The organism is Elioraea sp. (assembly GCF_051860475.1).
Classification (GTDB): domain Bacteria; phylum Pseudomonadota; class Alphaproteobacteria; order Acetobacterales; family Acetobacteraceae; genus Elioraea.
This window is the reverse complement of sequence record NZ_JBHYDW010000108.1, coordinates 1-15920: the sequence shown is the minus strand read 5'-3', so window position 1 is coordinate 15920 and position 15920 is coordinate 1. Positions and strand designations below refer to the sequence as shown.

Here is a 15920-nt window from a genome sequence, read left to right as displayed (position 1 = left end):
GCGCCCTTAGCTCAGTTGGATAGAGCGGCAGCCTTCTAAGCTGCGGGTCGGGGGTTCGAATCCCTCAGGGCGCGCCAGTATTGGTAGACTGGATGATGGGACCTTGAAAGTTGCGGAGGGACCAACCGTGACCGATATTCGGACGAAATATGTCCCCCCTGCAATCGACAAGCGCGCGTTCAGCTGCCCACATTGTGGCGCCCTTGCGAAACAATATTGGTATTCCGGTGCCATAAATCGCCTCAGATCAGATCAAGTTCCAATTGTTATAGCAGAGAATGACATTGAGCATTGGCTAAATATAGGATTGCAGAATGAAAATTCGAAAAGACACCACCAAGAATGGGTAAAAAAGATGGCCGTAGGTCATCCTTTTCTAGATAATACCACTCCGCGTGGAGAGGTCTTCAGTATCAATAATGTCTCTTTTTCAGAATGCTTTAATTTCAGTGAATTTGCTGTATGGATGCATGGTCGCTTATTGTGGCCACAATTGGGGAAAGCCCCACTTCCGAACCCCGACCTGCCCGACGACATCCGGCGCGACTACGACGAAGCGAGTTCAATCCTGGATTTGTCTCCCCGAGGCGCTGCTGCGTTGCTTCGACTGTCTGTGCAGAAACTATGCAAACACCTCGGTGAGGCCGGCGCGAACATCAATGAAGACATAGCGGCGCTGGTGAAGAAGGGGCTCGACGTGCGGGTGCGACAGGCGCTCGACGTGGTGCGCGTCATCGGCAACAACGCCGTTCACCCTGGAAAGATCGACCTTCGCGACGACCGGGCCACTGCGGAGAGGCTCTTTGGTCTGGTCAATCTGATCGCCGAGATCATGATCAGCCAGCCGAAGCACGTCAGCGACATGTTTGCGAGCCTGCCGGAAGGCGCACGCAAAGCGATCGAGACGCGGGACGGCGAGTGATCAGCCGGTTGAGAGCGGCAGATGCATCGATACCGAAACGTCAGCCCTGCACCCGTCCCGCGGCGATCATCACCTTCTTGGCAAGCTGGACGGCATGGCGTGCCTGGTCGGCCGTGATCTCGTCCGTCAGCCGATAGTCGGCACGCTCACGGTCCCGAAGCAGCGTGTTGATTGCCCTCTTTGCCGTATTCAGGACGGCATCCGAACCGCGGTAGTCGAAGAGGCGCTTCTTCACCTCCGCGTGCCGCCGCACCGCCAACGGTTGCAGATGGATGCCAAGCCGCCGCATGACCTCGTGATACACCGAGTAGTAGGCGGCGTGGATGACGGCGCGGTACCGCGCGTCGTCGCCGTCGTTTCGTCGCTCGGCGACCAAACGATTGGCAAGCCGCCAGAAGCCGTCAGGTTCCATGCGGCAGCGGCCGGAACTCCAAGGCAACCCGCCCGACGAGCGCTGGGTCGATCCGTTCAACCAGCGCATGGACCTGCATCTCGCGCTCGACGAGCGCCTCCGTATCCTTGATCACCTCGCCCGGCAGATAGGCCGTCACGACACCAACCGGCACCTCGTCGATGAGTTCGATGCCGAGCGCGGGCGAGACCGCACCTCCGAAAACCCGGGCCAGGGCATCCGAGTAGGCCATCGAGGCGCGGTACCATCGTGACGTGGCGATGGAGTGCACGGTCTGCCGGTCAGCGCGTGTTCTCAACTGGTCATGGAGCTTCTGGAGCCGGCCGAGATAACGATTTGTTATTGTCATGAATCGGCGGGTCGCCCGTTCAATGACACGAGCCGCCGCTTCGTTGCCATCACGACGGACGGCCGCCGCTATGTCCCGGAGCAGCCGCTCGGCTGCGGCCCTTGTCGAGGTCTCGTGTTCATGCACGCGCGCGAGGTCGGCAACAGCCCTCGCATACGAGGTCGGAATCTCCTCCTCGCGCGCAAGCTCGTTGAGCGCGATGCAGGACTCGACGTCAGCCTCGACGGTGCGGATCGACTCTGCGGTTTGCGCCTCAAGGAGCTTGAGTCCCGCCTGGAGGGCGTGGTCGAGCTCCACCACGCCGTCGTGCCGCCGTGCGGCATCCGCCTCGGAGGCGAAGTCGGTGAAGCCAACGTGGAGGTCGCGGACCGGCGGAAGTTCCAGAATGGCGTTCATCGAGATGCTTCGCGTTTCCAGCCTTGACCTTCTTGCCGCCGGAGAGCCGGCTCACGCCAGCAGGGGGCGCAACGCATGCCGACGACACCGCCGCTTCCCTCCGCCCGGCCCCCAGGCGATCGTTCGATCACGCTAGGCTGGCCCGGATGCGAGGGCAACAGCCGCCTTCGATACCGGGGGTCCTCCGCACCGGGGTGATCTTCCCCATCGTCCACATTGCCGGCGCCACCAGAAACCCCGACCGCGCGGGACGGCGCCACCCCAGAAGCACACCTGCAACACGCCCGCGCCATCCTCCGCGTTCCACCCGCGCGCCGGAGGAGCCCCTGCGCGACACGTCCGCCCTGGTCGCCGGCGCCGCCGCCCTGCGCGCTTCGCCCCCCGTCGCCCACGTCTTCACCTTCTCGCCCTGGCGCGGGCGCATCGGCCAGCCCGGCGTCGTCGACTTCGCCTTCGGCACCCCCAGGAGATGCCGCTTCCTGGCTTCGTCGCTGCGCTGAAGGCGCAGGTCGAGCCGCGCAATGCCGACTGGTTCGCCTACGAGGCCAACGAACCGGCGGCGCGCCAGGTGGTCGCCCACGCGCTCGCCGAGACCATGGCGCGCCCTTCGCGCCCGAGGACATCGCGCTGACCAACGGAGGTTTCGGCGCGATCGAGCTGATGCTGAAGCTCTTCGCCAACCCGGGCGAGGAGATCATCCATTCGCGCCCGTCCTGGTTCTGCTACGCGCCGATGACGCACCTGCACGGGCTCGTCCCGGTCGCCGTGCCGATGCGCCCGGGCTTCGGCCTCGACATCGAGGCGATCCTCGCCGCGGTCACGCCGCGCACGCGGCTGATTGTCGTCAACACGCCGCACAACCCCTCGGGCACGATCGCGAGCGAAGATGCGCTCGCCGGGCTCGGCGCGCGGCTCGAACGCATCAATGTCGAGCGGCAGCCGATCCGGGTGCTGTCGGACGAGGCGTATCGCGAGATCGTCTTCTCCGACGGCCGCTTCGCCCCGCCGCTCCGCCACATCCGCCGCAGCGCGACCTGCGACAGCGACGGCAAGCGGCTGCTCACGCCCGGCCGGCGGCTCGGTTCCTTCGCGGTGAACCCGGCAGCACCCGAGCGCGCTGATGCAGTCCGCGGTCGGCGATCCGGAGCGGCCGGTGATCGACACGGCGGCGATCGAGAGCCGGCGCGACCGGCTCGCGGCTTCGGACGTGTTCGTCATGCCCGGCGCGATCTGCGGCGTTCCCGGCCACGTGCGGCTCTCGCTCACCGCGAGCGACGCGATGGTGGAGGACGCGCTGGCCCGTTCCGCCCGCGTCGCGGCGGCGCTGCGCGCGGCGGCGGCGGCGGCGTCCCTCACCCTGTCCCTCTCCCAGGGGGAGAGGGGACCCGGTGTTGACGCTGCGTCCCCTCTCCCGCGTGCGGGAGAGGGACAGGGTGAGGGTGCGGCGACACGACCGCGTGAGAGCTGGGTGGCCACGCCACATCCTGGCGCATCGGCCGGGCAGAGTGGCGGAGTCCAGCCTCCTCCGGCGGGCCGCGCCCCTTCTCGCAGGCCCGATAAAGCGATAAAGGCGTAAAGTGGATAAAGTCCGCAGGATCAGCGGGTTAGCGGTATAGCCCCGCGATCGCCTCGCGATGCTGCCCGAGCACCGCCGGGCGGCGGATCTTCTGGGTCGGCGTCATCATGCCGTTCTCGATCGTGAAGGGCTCGACCAGGCGCCACTTGCGCACCCGCTCGGCCACCGCGAGCCGCTTGTTCGCCGCCTCCACCGCCAGCGTGACCGCGACCTCGTCCGCCCCCTCGGCCGGGACGATCAGCGCGACCAGGTGCGGCCTTCCGTCGCCCGCCACCACCGCCTGGGCGATGCCGGGGTCCTGCATCAGCATCCCCTCAACCCGGGCGGGGCTGACCATGTCGCCGCCATTGGTCTTGATGAAGTCCTTCTTGCGATCGGTGATGCGGAGGTAGCCGTCGGCGTCGAGGGCGCCCACGTCGCCGGTGTGCAGCCAGCCGTCCTCGGTGATGGCGGCCCGCGTGGCTTCCGCGTTGCCCCAGTAGCCCTGCATCACGAGATCGCCGCGCACCAGGATCTCGCCGTCCTCGGCGATCCGTACCTCCACGTCGGGCAGCGGCAGCCCGACCGTGTCGATGCGGATGCGGTCGGGCGGATTGGCGGCGACCACGGGGCCGGCCTCGGTCTGGCCGTAGCCCTGCATCACCGGGATGCCGAGGGCGAGGAAGAACCGCCCGATCTCGGGATCAAGGCGCGCGCCGCCCGACATGATGCCCTTGAGCCGGCCGCCGAAGCGGGCGCGCACCTTGGCGCGCACGAGCCGGTCGAGCAGCGGATCGATCAGGCCGAGAAGGCCCAGGGACTCGCCCTTCACGCGTCTCAGGCCCTGATTCAGAGCGAGGTCGAACAGCCGCTGCTTCCAGCCGCCCTCGCGCTCGACCTGGGCGAGGATGCGGCTGCGGATCACCTCGAACAGCCGCGGCACGGCCGTCATCACGGTCGGGCGGACCTCCAGCATCTCGGCCGCGATCCGGTCGGCGCCGGCGGAGTAGTGGATCTGGCTGCCGATCGAGAGCAGGAAGAACTGCCCGCAGGTGTGCTCGTAGGAGTGCGAGAGCGGCAGGAAGGAGAGATAGGTCTCGTCCTGAAGGTCCAGCGGGCGGAGCAGCGCGAAGGCGCCGCGGCAGTTCGACAGGATCGCCCGGTGCGGCAGCATCACCCCCTTGGGCACGCCGCCGGTGCCGGAGGTGTAGATCAGGCAGGCGGTCTGCTCGCGCGGGATCAGCGCCGCCTCGGCCTCGATGTCGTCGGGCGGGGCGGGATCGGCGACCGCCTCCTGCCAGCGCAGCACGGGGATGTCGGTCTCGCCCGGATTGTCGATCGCGACCAGCAGGTCGAGCCCGCCCGCCTCGGCCGCGCCCTCCAGCACCCGCCGGGCGAGCGCGCGGGTCGAGACGATCGCCACGCGCGCGCCGGAGTCGCGCAGGATATGGGCGTGATCGGAGGGCGTGTTGGTCGTGTAGGTCGGCACCGAGATCGCCCGCAGCGCCATGATCGCGGTGTCGGCGGTCGGGAACTCGGGCCGGTTCTCCGACACGATCACCACCCGGTCGCCCGGTGCCACGCCGCGCGCGCGCAAGCTCCGGGCAAGCGCGGCCGCCTGCCGCCCGACCTCGCGCCAGGGGGTCGCCCGCCACGCGCCTTCGCGCTTCGCCCACAGCGCCGGGCGGTCGCCGTAGCGCCGCGCACAGTCGAACATCAGCACCGCACAGTTCGGCCAATCCGGGTACTCGCGCGCCACCGTGACCCCTCCCTCAGCCCAGGCCGGTTGCGGCCCATGCCCGACGTGCCATATCCGTGTGGCCCCGACACCCAGCCAGGACAAGCCCGTGACGGCCCGACCCCCCAGGATAGCCGCACCCGAAGCCCCCGTGCCCGGCGGCGACACCGCCTCTGACCTGCCTGCCTGGGACCTCACCGACCTCTATCCCGGGCGCGACAGCCCGGAGATCAAGGCCGATCTCGACCGTGCCGAGGCCGAGGCAAAGGGTTTCGCCGAACGATACCAGGGCCGGCTCGCCGCACTCTCGGGCAGCGAGCTCGCAGCCGCGATCGCCGCCTTCGAGCGCATCGAGGAGGCCCTCGGCCGAGTGATGTCCTACGCCCAGCTCGTCTTCGCCGAGGACGCGACCGACCCCGAAATCGGCAAGTTCTACCAGGGCTGCAACGAGCGGGTCACGACGATCTCGAGCCACCTGATCTTCTTCTCGCTCGAGCTGAACCGGATCGAGGACGCCGCACTGGAGGCGAAGATCGCCGGCACCGCGCTCGAGGAGTGGCGGCCCTGGCTGCGCGACCTGCGCGTGTTCCGCCCGCACCAGCTCTCCGACGAGATCGAGAAGCTGCTGCACGAGAAGGAGGTGACGGGCCGCGCCGCCTGGAACCGGCTGTTCGACGAGACGCTGGCCGATCTGCGGATCCCGGTGGACGGCGAGGCGCTGACGCTCTCGGCCGCGCTCAACCGCCTCTCGGACTCCGACCGCGCCCGGCGCGAGGCGGCCGCGCATGCGATCGGCGAGAGCCTCGGCAGGAACGCACGGCTGTTCGCGCTCGTTACCAACACGCTCGCCAAGGACAAGGAGATCATCGACACCTGGCGCAAGTTCCCGAAGCCGGAGAGCTACCGCAACCGCGCCAACATGGTGGAGGACGAGGTGGTCGAGGCGCTCGTCTCCGCCGTCGCCGCGTCCTTCCCGCGGCTCTCGCACCGCTACTACGCGCTGAAGGCGCGCTGGCTCGGGCTCGACCGGCTGGAGTACTGGGACCGCAACGCGCCGCTGCCGGAGGATGACGACCGCGAGATCCCCTGGGCCGAGGCGTGCGCGCGCGTGCGCACCGCCTATCGCGCGTTCTCGCACGACCTCGCCGATGTGGGCGACCGCTTCTTCACCCGGCCCTGGATCGATGCGCGGCTGAAGCCGGGCAAGGCGTCGGGCGCCTTCGCGCACCCGACCGTGCCGTCCGCGCATCCCTATCTGCTCCTGAACTACCACAGCCGCGCGCGCGACGTCATGACGCTCGCGCACGAACTGGGCCATGGCGTGCATCAGGTGCTGGCGGCCCCGAACGGCTATCTGATGTCAGGCACCCCGCTGACGCTCGCCGAGACCGCCTCGGTGTTCGGCGAGATGCTCACCTTCCGGGCGCTGCTGGACGGCGAGACGGATGCGAAGCGCCGCCGCGTGCTGCTCGCCGGCAAGGTCGAGGACATGCTGAACACCGTTGTGCGCCAGATCGCGTTCTACCGCTTCGAGCAGCGCATCCATCACGAGCGGCGCACGGGCGAACTGACCCCCGAGCGCATCGGCGAGATCTGGATGGGCGTGCAGGCCGAGAGCCTCGGCCCCGCCTTCCGCTTCGCCGAGGACTACCGCTTCTACTGGGCCTACATCCCGCACTTCATCCACTCGCCGTTCTACGTCTACGCCTACGCGTTCGGCGACTGTCTGGTCAACGCGCTCTACGGCGTGTTCCGCGACGGCCACCCGGGCTTCGAGACCAAGTATCTCGACATGCTGCGCGCGGGCGGCACCAAGCGGCACAAGGAGCTGCTCGCTCCCTTCGGGCTCGACGCCTCCGATCCCGCGTTCTGGGCCAAGGGGCTCGATGTGATCGGCGGCTTCATCGACGAGCTCGAACAGGCGATGGCCTGATGGCGGGCGAGGCCCCGGTGGCACGGGACGAGGGGCCCTCGCTGTTCGGTCAGCTGCGCCGGATGGCACGCACCTCGGGCGCGGTCACGGGCATCGCCGCGCGCGTCGCCGGCGAGCGGCTCTTCGGCTTCAAGGGCAGTCGCGGCGAACATGCCGAGGAGCTGAAGGCGGTGCTCGGCGGGCTGAAGGGCCCGCTGATGAAGGTGGCGCAGTTCCTCTCCACCATCCCCGATGCGCTGCCGGACGAATACGCAGCCGAACTGTCGCAGTTGCAGGCGAATGCGCCGGCGATGGGCTGGCCGTTCGTGAACCGCCGCATGCAGGCCGAGCTCGGCGCCGACTGGCAGGCGAAGTTCGCGAGCTTCGGCCGCGAGGCCGCGGCGGCGGCCTCGCTCGGCCAGGTGCACCGGGCGACGCTGCACGACGGCACGGCGGTCGCGTGCAAGCTGCAATACCCCGACATGGCGAGCGTGGTGGCGGCCGACCTGCGCCAGCTCAAGCTTGCGATCGCGGTCTATCGCCGCATGGACAACGCGATCCAGCAGGAGGAGATCTACGAGGAGCTGTCCGAGCGGCTGCGCGAGGAGCTCGACTACGCGCGCGAGGCCGCGCAGATGCGGCTCTATACGCTGATGCTCGCGGACGAACTGGATGTGCACGTGCCAGTGCCGATCGAGGACTACTGCACGCCGCGGCTGCTGACCATGACCTGGCTCGACGGCCGGCCGCTGATGGATCGGATCAAGGAGGACCCGCCGCAGGAGGACCTGAACCGCCTCGCGCTCAACCTGTTCAAGGCGTGGTACGTGCCGCTCTACCGTTACGGCGTGATCCACGGCGACCCGCATATGGGCAACTACCAGGCGTGCGCCGATGACGGACTGAACCTGCTTGACTTCGGCTGCATCCGCGTCTTTCCGGCCCGCTTCATCCGCGGCGTGATCGACCTCTATGAGGCGATGCGCGACAAGGACATCGACAAGGCGCACCACGCCTACACGGTGTGGGGGTTCAAGGACCTGACCCACGAGAAGATGGCGGTGCTGAACCTCTGGGCCGAGTTCCTCTACGAGCCACTGATGGAGGATCGCGCGCGCCGCATCCAGGAATCCGACGATCCGCAGTTCGGCCGGCGCGTGGCGATGCAGGTGCACGCAGGGTTGAAGCGCATCGGCGGGGTGAAGCCGCCGCGCGAATTCGTGCTGATGGACCGCGCCGCGATCGGACTCGGCAGTGTATTCCTGCGGCTGAAGGCCGAGCTGAACTGGCACCGGCTGTTCAACGACCTGATCGCCGATTTCGACACCGCGACGGTGGATGCGCGCCAGCTCGCGGCGCTCGCGGAGGCAGGGGTGCCGGCGGCGGGGTGACGGAATTGCGCGGGACTTAGCCCTCCAGCCGCGCCGCCGTCGCCCGATGGTGCGCGTGGCAGATCGCGACCGCGAGCGCGTCGGCCGCGTCGGCGCGGCGCGGCGCGGCGCCCGGCAGCAGCATCCGCACCATCGCCTGCACCTGCTGCTTCTGCGCATGGCCCCGGCCGACCACCGCGCGCTTGACCGCCGTCGCCTGATATTCCGCTACCGGAATGCCCGCGAGTGCCGGCGCCAGCAGCACCACCCCGCGCGCCTGGCCGAGCTTCAAGGTGCTCAGCGGATTGCGGTTGACGAAGGTCTCCTCGACCGCCGCCTCGTCGGGGCGCCACGCGGCGATGATCTCCGCGAGCGCCCCATGCAGCGCCGCGAGCCGCGCCGGCAAGGGCAGCGCCGCATCCGTCTCCACCACCCCGTCGGCGACGTGACGCAGCCGGTTCGCCTCCGCCTCGATCACGCCCCAGCCCGTCACGCCGAGCCCCGGATCGAGCCCGAGCACGCGCAGGCGGCGTGGAAATCCGTCAGGCACTCAGCTTCGCCATCACGTCGTCGGAGACCTCGAAATTGGCGAACACCGCCTGCACGTCGTCGAGATCCTCGAGCGCATCGATCAGCTTCAGCACCGATGCCGCCTGCTCCTCGTCCACCGGCGCCGTCGTCTTCGGCCGCCAGTCGAGCTTCGCCTCCTCCGGATCGCCGAACCGCGCCGCAAGCGCATCGCGCACCGCGAACAGATCCTCAGGCGCACACGTGACCTCGTGCCCTCCCTCGCCGCTCTCGACGTTCTCCGCCCCCGCCTCGATCGCCGCCTCCAGCATGGCGTCACCGCCCGCGGCCGAGGCCGGGTAGCGGATCACGCCCAGCCGGTCGAACATGAACGACACCGCGTTGCTCTCGCCCAAGGCCCCGCCATGCTTCGAGAACAGCGAGCGCACATCCGAGGCCGTGCGGTTGAGATTGTCCGTCAGCGCCTCGACGATGACTGCCACCCCGCCGGGGCCGTAGCCCTCGTAGCGCCGCGCCACATAGTCATCGGCCCCGCCCTCGCCGGTCGCCTTACGGATCGCGCGCTCGACCGTATCCTTCGGCATGTTGGCCTGGCGCGCGGCGATCACGGCGGCGCGGAGCCGAGGGTTGGCGTTCGGGTCGGGCGAGCCCTGGCGCGCCGAGACGGTGATCTCGCGGATGATCTTGGCGAAGGCACGCGCGCGTTTGGCATCCTGCGCGCCCTTGCGGTGCATGATGTTCTTGAACTGCGAATGGCCGGCCATCGCCGCCTCGTGGTCCTTCGAGTCGTGTCCTGGTTTGCTAGGGCGGGCGTGTGTAGCAGGGCGCGAACGGGCCGGAAACAGGGACGGGAGACGGCGTGATCGAGCGGACGACCCTGGAGCGGCACCAGGTCTGGGTGTACCTCGCGGCGATCGGGCTGGGGCTCGCGCTCGGCATGGCCGCGCCCGAGCTTGCGCCGGTGTTCGAGGCGGTGCTGTGGCCGGTGCTCGGCGCCCTGCTCTACGCCACCTTCACCCAGGTGCCGCTCGTCCACCTCGGGGCCGCGCTGCGCGACGGGCGTTTCGTCGCCACCGTGCTGGGCGGCAACGTCCTCGCCGTGCCGCTGCTGGTTGCCGCGCTGCTGCCGCTCGTGCCCGACGATCCGGCCGTGCGGCTCGGCGTCGTCCTCGTGCTGGTGGTGCCCTGCACCGACTGGTTCATCACCTTCACGCATCTGGCGCGCGGCGACACCGCGCGCGCGATCGCGGTCACGCCGCTGATCCTTCTCGCGCAACTCGCACTGCTGCCGGGCTATGTCTGGCTGCTGGTCGGCGGCGACGTCACGGCCGAGGTCCCGCTTGCCCATGTCGCGACCGCCTTCGGCGCGCTGATCGTGCTGCCGCTGGCGCTCGCCTGGGTGACTGAGCGCCGCGCCGAAGGCCACGGCCGCGCGCTGATCGAGCGTCTCGCCTGGGCGCCCGTGCCGCTGCTGGCCGCGGTGGTGTTCCTGATCGCCGCCTCGCAGGTGGGCGCGGTCGCGCGCGCGCTGCCGCTGCTGGCCGATGTCTCGACGGCCTTCGTGCTGTTCCTCGCGGGCACGCTCGTGCTCGGCGTCGCGTTGGCCCGTATCGTCGGTCTGCCGCCCCGGGCCGGACGCACGCTCACCTTCAGCCTCGGCACGCGCAACTCCTTCGTCGTGCTGCCGCTGGCACTCGCGCTGCCGCCTTCGTGGCAGGCCGCGTCGATCGTGATCGTGGTGCAGTCGCTGGTGGAGCTGTTCGGCATGCTCGCGTTCCTGCGCCTGGTACCGCGGCTGCTGCCGGATCGGTAGCGCCGCAGAACGCGATCACACGCGGCGCCGGTGGCGCGCTACCCTGGCCGTGCCGCTGACTGCAGTTCTGTGACATCGAGGAGGTGACGATGCGCATGTCGGATCCCACCGTCGGGCGGCACACACCGATGGGTGCGACGCTCGTTCCCGGCGGTGCGACCTTTCGCACCTGGGCGCCGAACGCGCGCGCCGTCCACCTCGCCACCGACCATCGCGCGACCGAGGACTGGTCGCGCTGGACGCCCTGCACGAAGACCCTGCTCACGCCGCTCGGCGACGGCACCTGGGCCGGCTTCATGCCCGGCATGGGCGAAGGCGACCCCTATCTGTTCTGGATCCAGGGACCCGAGGGCGGCAGCGAGGGCTTCAAGCGCGACCCCTATGCGCGCGAGCTCGGCACCCATCCGCCCTTTCCCGACTGCCCGTGCCTCATTCGCCCCGCGCACGACTATCCGTGGCACGACGCACAATGGCGCCCACCAGCGTTCCACGAGCTGATCCTCTACCAGCTCCATGTCGGCGTGTTCTGGGGCGCGAACCCCGAGGCGCCGCATTACGGCAAGTTCCTCGACGTGGTCGCGCGCATCCCGTATCTGCGCGCGCTCGGCGTGACCGCGATCCAGCTCCTGCCGATCCAGGAATACGACGACGATTTCGGCCTCGGCTACGCGGGCCTCGACTATTTCTCACCCGAGATGGTCTATCAGGTCGAGGATCAGGCCGAGCTCGCGCAGCACCTCGCCGTGGTGAACGGGCTGCTCACCGAGCATGGGCATGCCCCGCTCGCGCTCGCCGATCTCGTCTCCGGGCCGAACCAGCTCAAATGCCTGATCGATCTCTGCCACCTGAACGGGATGGCGGTGATCCTGGATCTCGTCTTCAACCATGCCGGCGGCGGCTTCGGCGACCGCAGCCTGTACTACTACGACCGCCAGCCCTGGGGCGACGACAACCGCTCCCTCTACTTCACCGACAAGGGCTGGGCAGGCGGCAAGGTGTTCGCCTACTGGCAGGACCCGGTGCGCCAGTTCCTGATCGACAACGCGCTGTTCTTCCTCGGCGAGTACCGCGCCGACGGCATTCGTTACTACGAGGTAACGGTGATCCACGAGCACGGCGGCGACCGCTTCTGCCGCGACCTCGCCGCGACCGTGCGCCATGTGAAGCCCGAGGCGATCCAGATCGCCGAGTACTGGAAATGGGACCGCGCGTTTCCTGTCACGCCCCTCCCCGACGGGCTCGGCTTCGACGCCGCGCTCGGCGATGGCCTGCGCGACGCGCTCCGCGGCATGCTGGCCGAGGCATCGCGTGGGGCCGACGCGCATGTGCATCTCGACCGTGTCGCCGAGGCGCTGCCGCCGCCGCCCGGCTTCCCGGCCGCCTGGACCGTCGTGCAGTGCCTCGAGAACCACGACGTGGTGCGCTGGGACTACGACGCGCATGCCCCGCGCGCGCCGCGCGTGCCGGCGGTGGCGGACCCGTCGCATCCGCACTCCTGGTACGGTCGCAGCCGCGCGCGCGTCGCCACCGCCCTGCTGCTGTGCGCCCCCGGCATCCCCATGCTGTTCATGGGCCAGGAGATCCTGGAGGCCCGCCCCTGGCACGACGACATCCGCTTCTGGTCGCAGTTCCTGATCGGCTGGGGCGAGGTCGAGCACGTGCGCGCCAGGCACGACTTCCTGCGCTTCGTGCAGGATCTCGTGGCGTTGCGCCGGCACCACCCCGCGCTCGCGGCCAAGGGCGTGCGGGTGCCGCAGGTGCATGAGCGCGACCGCGTGCTGGTGCTGCACCGCTGGGTCGAGGGCGAAGGTCGCGACGTCGTGGTCGTGCCCAGCCTGAACGAGCAGGCGCTGGAGCACTACCCCGTCACCCTGCCCTGGCCCGGGGAGTGGCGCGAGGTGTTCAACAGCGACGTCTATGACCCGTTCCCGAACATCGCTCCCGTCGGCAATTTCGGGGCGGTGCACGCCGATCCCGCCCCGGGCTTCGCCTATCCCTTCGCCGCGCGCATGCGCCTGCCGGCGAACGGCGTGCTCGTGCTCGCGCGTTGAAGCGTCAGTCGGGCAGTGTCGGCGCGAGCCGTCCGCCCTGCCGCACCGGTGCGATCCGGCGTGCGAGCCCGGTCGCGTCGTCGGTCTCGACGAGCACGCCGCACAGCGTCGCCTCGCCCTCGGCCGGTGCGAGCCGCTCACCCGGCAGCTTCTTGACGAAGCGCAATGCCGCGCCCTCCTTCTGCATGCCGATGACGCTGTCGTAGTCGCCGCACATCCCGACATCCGTCTGGTAGGCGGTGCCGCGCGGCAGGATCTGCGCATCCGCCGTCGGCACATGGGTGTGCGTGCCGACCACCAACGAGACGCGTCCGTCCACGTGGTGACCGAAGGACTGCTTCTCGCTCGACGCCTCGGCATGGAAATCGATCACCGCAGCATCCACCGTGCGGCCGATCGCGTGCGCGGCGAGCAGCGCGTCGATGCCGCGGAACGGGCAGTCGAGCGCGTCCATGAACAGCCGCCCCATCGCGTTCACCACCAGCACCTTGCGGCTGCCCACCGCGAATACGCCCGCGCCACGGCCGGGCGTGCCGGGCGGGTAGTTGAACGGGCGGAGCAGTCTCGGCTCGCCCTCGATATAGGGGACGATCTCGCGCCGGTCCCAGGCGTGGTTGCCGAGGGTGAGCACATCCGCGCCGGCGGCGAACAGCGCACGCGCGATCTCGGGGGTGAGCCCGAAGCCGTGCGCGGCGTTCTCGGCGTTGATGATGACGAGCTCGGCGCCGAGCCGCACGCGCAGCGACGGCAGGGCGGCGATCACCGCGTCGCGGCCGGCGCGGCCGACGATGTCACCGAGGAACAGGATCTTCACGCGCGCAGCACTCCATGTTCGGTCGCGATCGCATCGAGGCGCTGGTCGTGCGCCGCAACCGGTAGCCGTTCGGCGCGCTGGGCCGCATAGCCGCAGCCGAGCGCCGTCACGGGGCCCCGCGCGCGCAGCGCCGCCAGCGTCACGTCGTAGTACCCCGCACCGTGGCCGATCCGCACGCCCGTCTCGTCGAACGCCACTACCGGGACCAACAGCCAGTCGGGCGGCAGCTCGTCGGCGTCCTCGCCCGGGTGGCTCGTACCGAACCGGCCAGCATCGAGCCGATCGCCGAACCGGAAGCGCCGGAACACGAGCGGTGTCCCTCGCCGCCCCGTCACCGGCAGCACCAGCGCGTGGCCGCGCCCGGCCAGCGCCAGCATCAGCGGCCGGGGATCGATCTCGCGCCCGAACGGCCAGTACCCCGCCACCACCACGCCCGGCGGCGGCGCAAACCGCTCCAGCACGTGGCCGGCGAGCAGCATCCCGGCGCGCGGATCGCCCGCCTCGCGCGCGGCGAGCCCGGCTTCGCGCGCGCGGCGCTTCGCGTCGATCAGCGTGTCGGAGAGGGACATGAGAAAGCGCGGAGCCACCCTGGCCGTTGGCGTATCATCCTCCCAAGGCCTGCTCTTAGCAGGTGGGCGCCGTGTACCGCGGCCACGACCGCGACAGGGACAGCTCCCAATGGGAAGATCAATGGCCCCGGGGATGAGTTGCCTGACGCACCGGGCAGCCCCGCGATCAGAAGCTAGGCCCGCGCCAGCCTGGACGCAACGCCGTCGAGCCTGCGCGCAAGGCGGGCCAGCCGCTCGGCTGCGTCGACCTCGGCGGACGCCGCCTGCACCGGCGCCTGCCCGGCCCGCGCATCGGCGAGCTCATCGGCCAGCATGATGCCGGCCATCGCGAGCAAGCGCGCCTCGCCGAGATTGCCGACCTGCGCGCGGATCGAGCTCACCCGCGCGTCGAGCTCGGCGCCGAGCGCCTCCAGATGCGCCTCCTGCCCGTCCGGGCAGCCAAGCACATAGGGGAAGCCGTTGATCTTCAGCGTGACCTGGCCCATGCGGTCAGTCCTGATCGAGCACGGCCGAGAGGCGCGCGATCACCGCATCGAGCCGTTGCGCCGCCTCGGCCATCGCGGCGGCCGCCTCCGCGCCAGGTGGGTTGGCGGCCTGCTCCTCGGCGCGGTGCGCAAGCGCCTCGGCGACGTCCTCGAGCCGGCTCACCGCAGCCTCCAGCGCGGCGGCGGCATCGGTGAGGGTGGGCGCGGCGTTGGCGTCGGGCATGGTGGACTCGTGGTTGGTGTCGAGTGATGCGCGACCCTAGACAGGGCGCTTCCGCAGGGTCAACAAGGCCGCCGATGCGGGCGGTGATCGTGCACGGGCTCGACGACGCGCGCACGGCGCTTGCGGCGGCCGCCGAGGCCCGATCCGGCGTCACGCTGCTCTCTGCGCCGGGCGCGGCCGGCTATGCCGGGTTCGGCTGGTGGCGCGCGCTGATCGCGGCGGCACACGAGGCCGCGCCGGATGTGCCGATCGAGGATGTGCTCGACTGCGGGGACCTCGCCGGGATCGCGGTCGAGGCGCTGCACGCGGGCAGCCACGCGATCGTCTTCACCGGCCCCGACGCCCAGGCCGAGCCTCTTGCTGCGCTCGCGGAGGCGTGCGGGGCGCGGATGCTGCGCGCGGCCCCGCCCGCGCTCGACCTGGCACGTCCCGGCGCGCACCGGCGCCTCGCCGCCTGGCTCGACCCTGGGGTGACAGAAGCGGCACTTTGCTCTAGGCAACCGCCATCCCGGCACCCCAGCGACGGAGGCCCCGCCATGCGGATCACCAGGCGCGTCAAGGACATTCTCTCGAACTACGAGAGCGACAACCCCGGCACCAAGGCCAACCTCGCGCGCATTCTGATGGAGGGGAAGCTCGGCGGCACCGGCAAGCTGGTGATCCTGCCGGTGGACCAGGGCTTCGAGCACGGCCCGGCGCGCAGCTTCGCGCCCAATCCCGCCGGCTACGACCCGCACTACCACTTCCAGCTCGCGATCGACGCCGGGCTGTCGGCCTATGCCG

Annotated in this window: 16 protein-coding genes, 1 tRNA gene, 1 other RNA gene and 1 pseudogene; 9 read left to right on the top strand and 10 right to left on the bottom strand. The window is 69.8% G+C overall.

Annotation, left to right across the window (positions count from 1 at the left end):
- Positions 1 to 77, top strand: a tRNA-Arg gene (locus ACTIFU_RS17055).
- 50 nt (positions 78 to 127) lie between these two features.
- Complete coding sequence (locus tag ACTIFU_RS17050; protein WP_439579516.1) at positions 128 to 922, top strand: DUF4145 domain-containing protein; 795 nt, start codon at positions 128 to 130, stop codon at positions 920 to 922.
- Between the two features lie 40 nt (positions 923 to 962).
- Here ACTIFU_RS17050 and ACTIFU_RS17045 read toward each other — a convergent pair whose 3' ends face one another.
- Both ACTIFU_RS17045 and ACTIFU_RS17040 read right to left on the bottom strand, forming a co-directional pair.
- Positions 963 to 1334, bottom strand: a complete 372-nt coding sequence (locus ACTIFU_RS17045; protein ID WP_439579515.1) for a hypothetical protein — start codon at positions 1332 to 1334, stop codon at positions 963 to 965.
- Positions 1324 to 2079 carry a hypothetical protein gene (locus ACTIFU_RS17040; protein WP_439579514.1) on the bottom strand — a complete coding sequence of 252 codons (756 nt, stop codon included), beginning with the start codon at positions 2077 to 2079 and terminating at the stop codon, positions 1324 to 1326. Before ACTIFU_RS17040 ends, ACTIFU_RS17045 begins: the two co-directional genes overlap by 11 nt.
- 469 nt (positions 2080 to 2548) lie before the next feature.
- Here ACTIFU_RS17040 and ACTIFU_RS17035 point away from each other — a divergent pair, with 469 nt between their 5' ends.
- Complete coding sequence (locus tag ACTIFU_RS17035; RefSeq protein WP_439579518.1) at positions 2549 to 2710, top strand: hypothetical protein; 162 nt, start codon at positions 2549 to 2551, stop codon at positions 2708 to 2710.
- Positions 2701 to 3474, top strand: a complete 774-nt coding sequence (locus tag ACTIFU_RS17030; protein WP_439579517.1) for an aminotransferase class I/II-fold pyridoxal phosphate-dependent enzyme — start codon at positions 2701 to 2703, stop codon at positions 3472 to 3474. Before ACTIFU_RS17035 ends, ACTIFU_RS17030 begins: the two co-directional genes overlap by 10 nt.
- Before the next feature lie 209 nt (positions 3475 to 3683).
- On the opposite strand, the gene ACTIFU_RS17025 is transcribed toward ACTIFU_RS17030, so the two are convergent.
- The gene (locus tag ACTIFU_RS17025; RefSeq protein ID WP_439579513.1) at positions 3684 to 5393 is read right to left on the bottom strand and encodes an AMP-dependent synthetase/ligase; all 1710 of its coding nucleotides are present in this window, start codon (positions 5391 to 5393) and stop codon (positions 3684 to 3686) included.
- A gap of 88 nt (positions 5394 to 5481) precedes the next feature.
- Here ACTIFU_RS17025 and ACTIFU_RS17020 point away from each other — a divergent pair, with 88 nt between their 5' ends.
- Together ACTIFU_RS17020 and ACTIFU_RS17015 are read left to right on the top strand one after the other, a co-directional pair.
- Positions 5482 to 7305 (top strand): M3 family oligoendopeptidase, encoded by a 1824-nt coding sequence (locus ACTIFU_RS17020; protein WP_439579512.1) that lies wholly within the window; start codon positions 5482 to 5484, stop codon positions 7303 to 7305.
- Entirely contained in the window at positions 7305 to 8675 is a 1371-nt protein-coding gene (locus ACTIFU_RS17015; protein WP_439579511.1) for an ABC1 kinase family protein, read from the top strand. The genes ACTIFU_RS17020 and ACTIFU_RS17015 overlap by 1 nt, the downstream gene beginning before the upstream one ends.
- 16 nt (positions 8676 to 8691) lie before the next feature.
- Here ACTIFU_RS17015 and ruvC read toward each other — a convergent pair whose 3' ends face one another.
- Positions 8692 to 9204, bottom strand: a complete 513-nt coding sequence (gene ruvC, locus ACTIFU_RS17010) for a crossover junction endodeoxyribonuclease RuvC (protein WP_439579510.1) — start codon at positions 9202 to 9204, stop codon at positions 8692 to 8694.
- Positions 9197 to 9946 carry a YebC/PmpR family DNA-binding transcriptional regulator gene (locus tag ACTIFU_RS17005; protein WP_439579509.1) on the bottom strand — a complete coding sequence of 250 codons (750 nt, stop codon included), beginning with the start codon at positions 9944 to 9946 and terminating at the stop codon, positions 9197 to 9199. Before ACTIFU_RS17005 ends, ruvC begins: the two co-directional genes overlap by 8 nt.
- A gap of 95 nt (positions 9947 to 10041) precedes the next feature.
- Between ACTIFU_RS17005 and ACTIFU_RS17000 the strand changes: the two genes are divergently transcribed.
- Positions 10042 to 10995: an arsenic resistance protein gene (locus tag ACTIFU_RS17000; protein WP_439579508.1), complete on the top strand. Its 954-nt coding sequence runs from the start codon at positions 10042 to 10044 to the stop codon at positions 10993 to 10995.
- A gap of 95 nt (positions 10996 to 11090) precedes the next feature.
- Complete coding sequence (locus tag ACTIFU_RS16995) at positions 11091 to 13046, top strand: alpha amylase C-terminal domain-containing protein (RefSeq protein ID WP_439579507.1); 1956 nt, start codon at positions 11091 to 11093, stop codon at positions 13044 to 13046.
- A 4-nt stretch (positions 13047 to 13050) separates the two neighbouring features.
- On the opposite strand, the gene ACTIFU_RS16990 is transcribed toward ACTIFU_RS16995, so the two are convergent.
- The 5 genes from ACTIFU_RS16990 to ACTIFU_RS16970 all read right to left on the bottom strand — a co-directional run bounded on the left by ACTIFU_RS16990 (position 13051) and on the right by ACTIFU_RS16970 (position 15137).
- On the bottom strand, positions 13051 to 13860 hold the full coding sequence (locus tag ACTIFU_RS16990; RefSeq protein WP_439579506.1) for a TIGR00282 family metallophosphoesterase: 810 nt from the start codon (positions 13858 to 13860) through the stop codon (positions 13051 to 13053).
- The gene (locus ACTIFU_RS16985; protein ID WP_439579505.1) at positions 13857 to 14429 is read right to left on the bottom strand and encodes a 5-formyltetrahydrofolate cyclo-ligase; all 573 of its coding nucleotides are present in this window, start codon (positions 14427 to 14429) and stop codon (positions 13857 to 13859) included. Before ACTIFU_RS16985 ends, ACTIFU_RS16990 begins: the two co-directional genes overlap by 4 nt.
- A gap of 7 nt (positions 14430 to 14436) precedes the next feature.
- Positions 14437 to 14593, bottom strand: a non-coding RNA gene (ssrS, locus tag ACTIFU_RS16980) — 6S RNA.
- 9 nt (positions 14594 to 14602) lie between these two features.
- On the bottom strand, positions 14603 to 14914 hold the full coding sequence (locus ACTIFU_RS16975) for a cell division protein ZapA (RefSeq protein ID WP_439579504.1): 312 nt from the start codon (positions 14912 to 14914) through the stop codon (positions 14603 to 14605).
- A gap of 4 nt (positions 14915 to 14918) precedes the next feature.
- Entirely contained in the window at positions 14919 to 15137 is a 219-nt protein-coding gene (locus ACTIFU_RS16970) for a hypothetical protein (RefSeq protein WP_439579503.1), read from the bottom strand.
- A gap of 74 nt (positions 15138 to 15211) precedes the next feature.
- Here ACTIFU_RS16970 and ACTIFU_RS16965 point away from each other — a divergent pair.
- Positions 15212 to 15920 (top strand): annotated as a pseudogene (locus ACTIFU_RS16965) (hypothetical protein); the annotation flags it as partial.

What these genes read in the sequence shown, in the direction of transcription:
- ACTIFU_RS17045 (WP_439579515.1), bottom strand. Translation starts at nt 1,334, where the DNA reads ATGGAACCTGACGGCTTCTGGCGGCTTGCCAATCGTTTGGTCGCCGAG.
- ACTIFU_RS16985 (WP_439579505.1), bottom strand. Translation starts at nt 14,429, where the DNA reads ATGTCCCTCTCCGACACGCTGATCGACGCGAAGCGCCGCGCGCGCGAA.
- ACTIFU_RS17035 (WP_439579518.1), top strand. Translation starts at nt 2,549, where the DNA reads ATGCCGCTTCCTGGCTTCGTCGCTGCGCTGAAGGCGCAGGTCGAGCCG.
- ACTIFU_RS17015 (WP_439579511.1), top strand. Translation starts at nt 7,305, where the DNA reads ATGGCGGGCGAGGCCCCGGTGGCACGGGACGAGGGGCCCTCGCTGTTC.
- ACTIFU_RS17040 (WP_439579514.1), bottom strand. Translation starts at nt 2,079, where the DNA reads ATGAACGCCATTCTGGAACTTCCGCCGGTCCGCGACCTCCACGTTGGC.
- ACTIFU_RS16970 (WP_439579503.1), bottom strand. Translation starts at nt 15,137, where the DNA reads ATGCCCGACGCCAACGCCGCGCCCACCCTCACCGATGCCGCCGCCGCG.
- ACTIFU_RS17005 (WP_439579509.1), bottom strand. Translation starts at nt 9,946, where the DNA reads ATGGCCGGCCATTCGCAGTTCAAGAACATCATGCACCGCAAGGGCGCG.
- ACTIFU_RS16995 (WP_439579507.1), top strand. Translation starts at nt 11,091, where the DNA reads ATGTCGGATCCCACCGTCGGGCGGCACACACCGATGGGTGCGACGCTC.
- ACTIFU_RS16975 (WP_439579504.1), bottom strand. Translation starts at nt 14,914, where the DNA reads ATGGGCCAGGTCACGCTGAAGATCAACGGCTTCCCCTATGTGCTTGGC.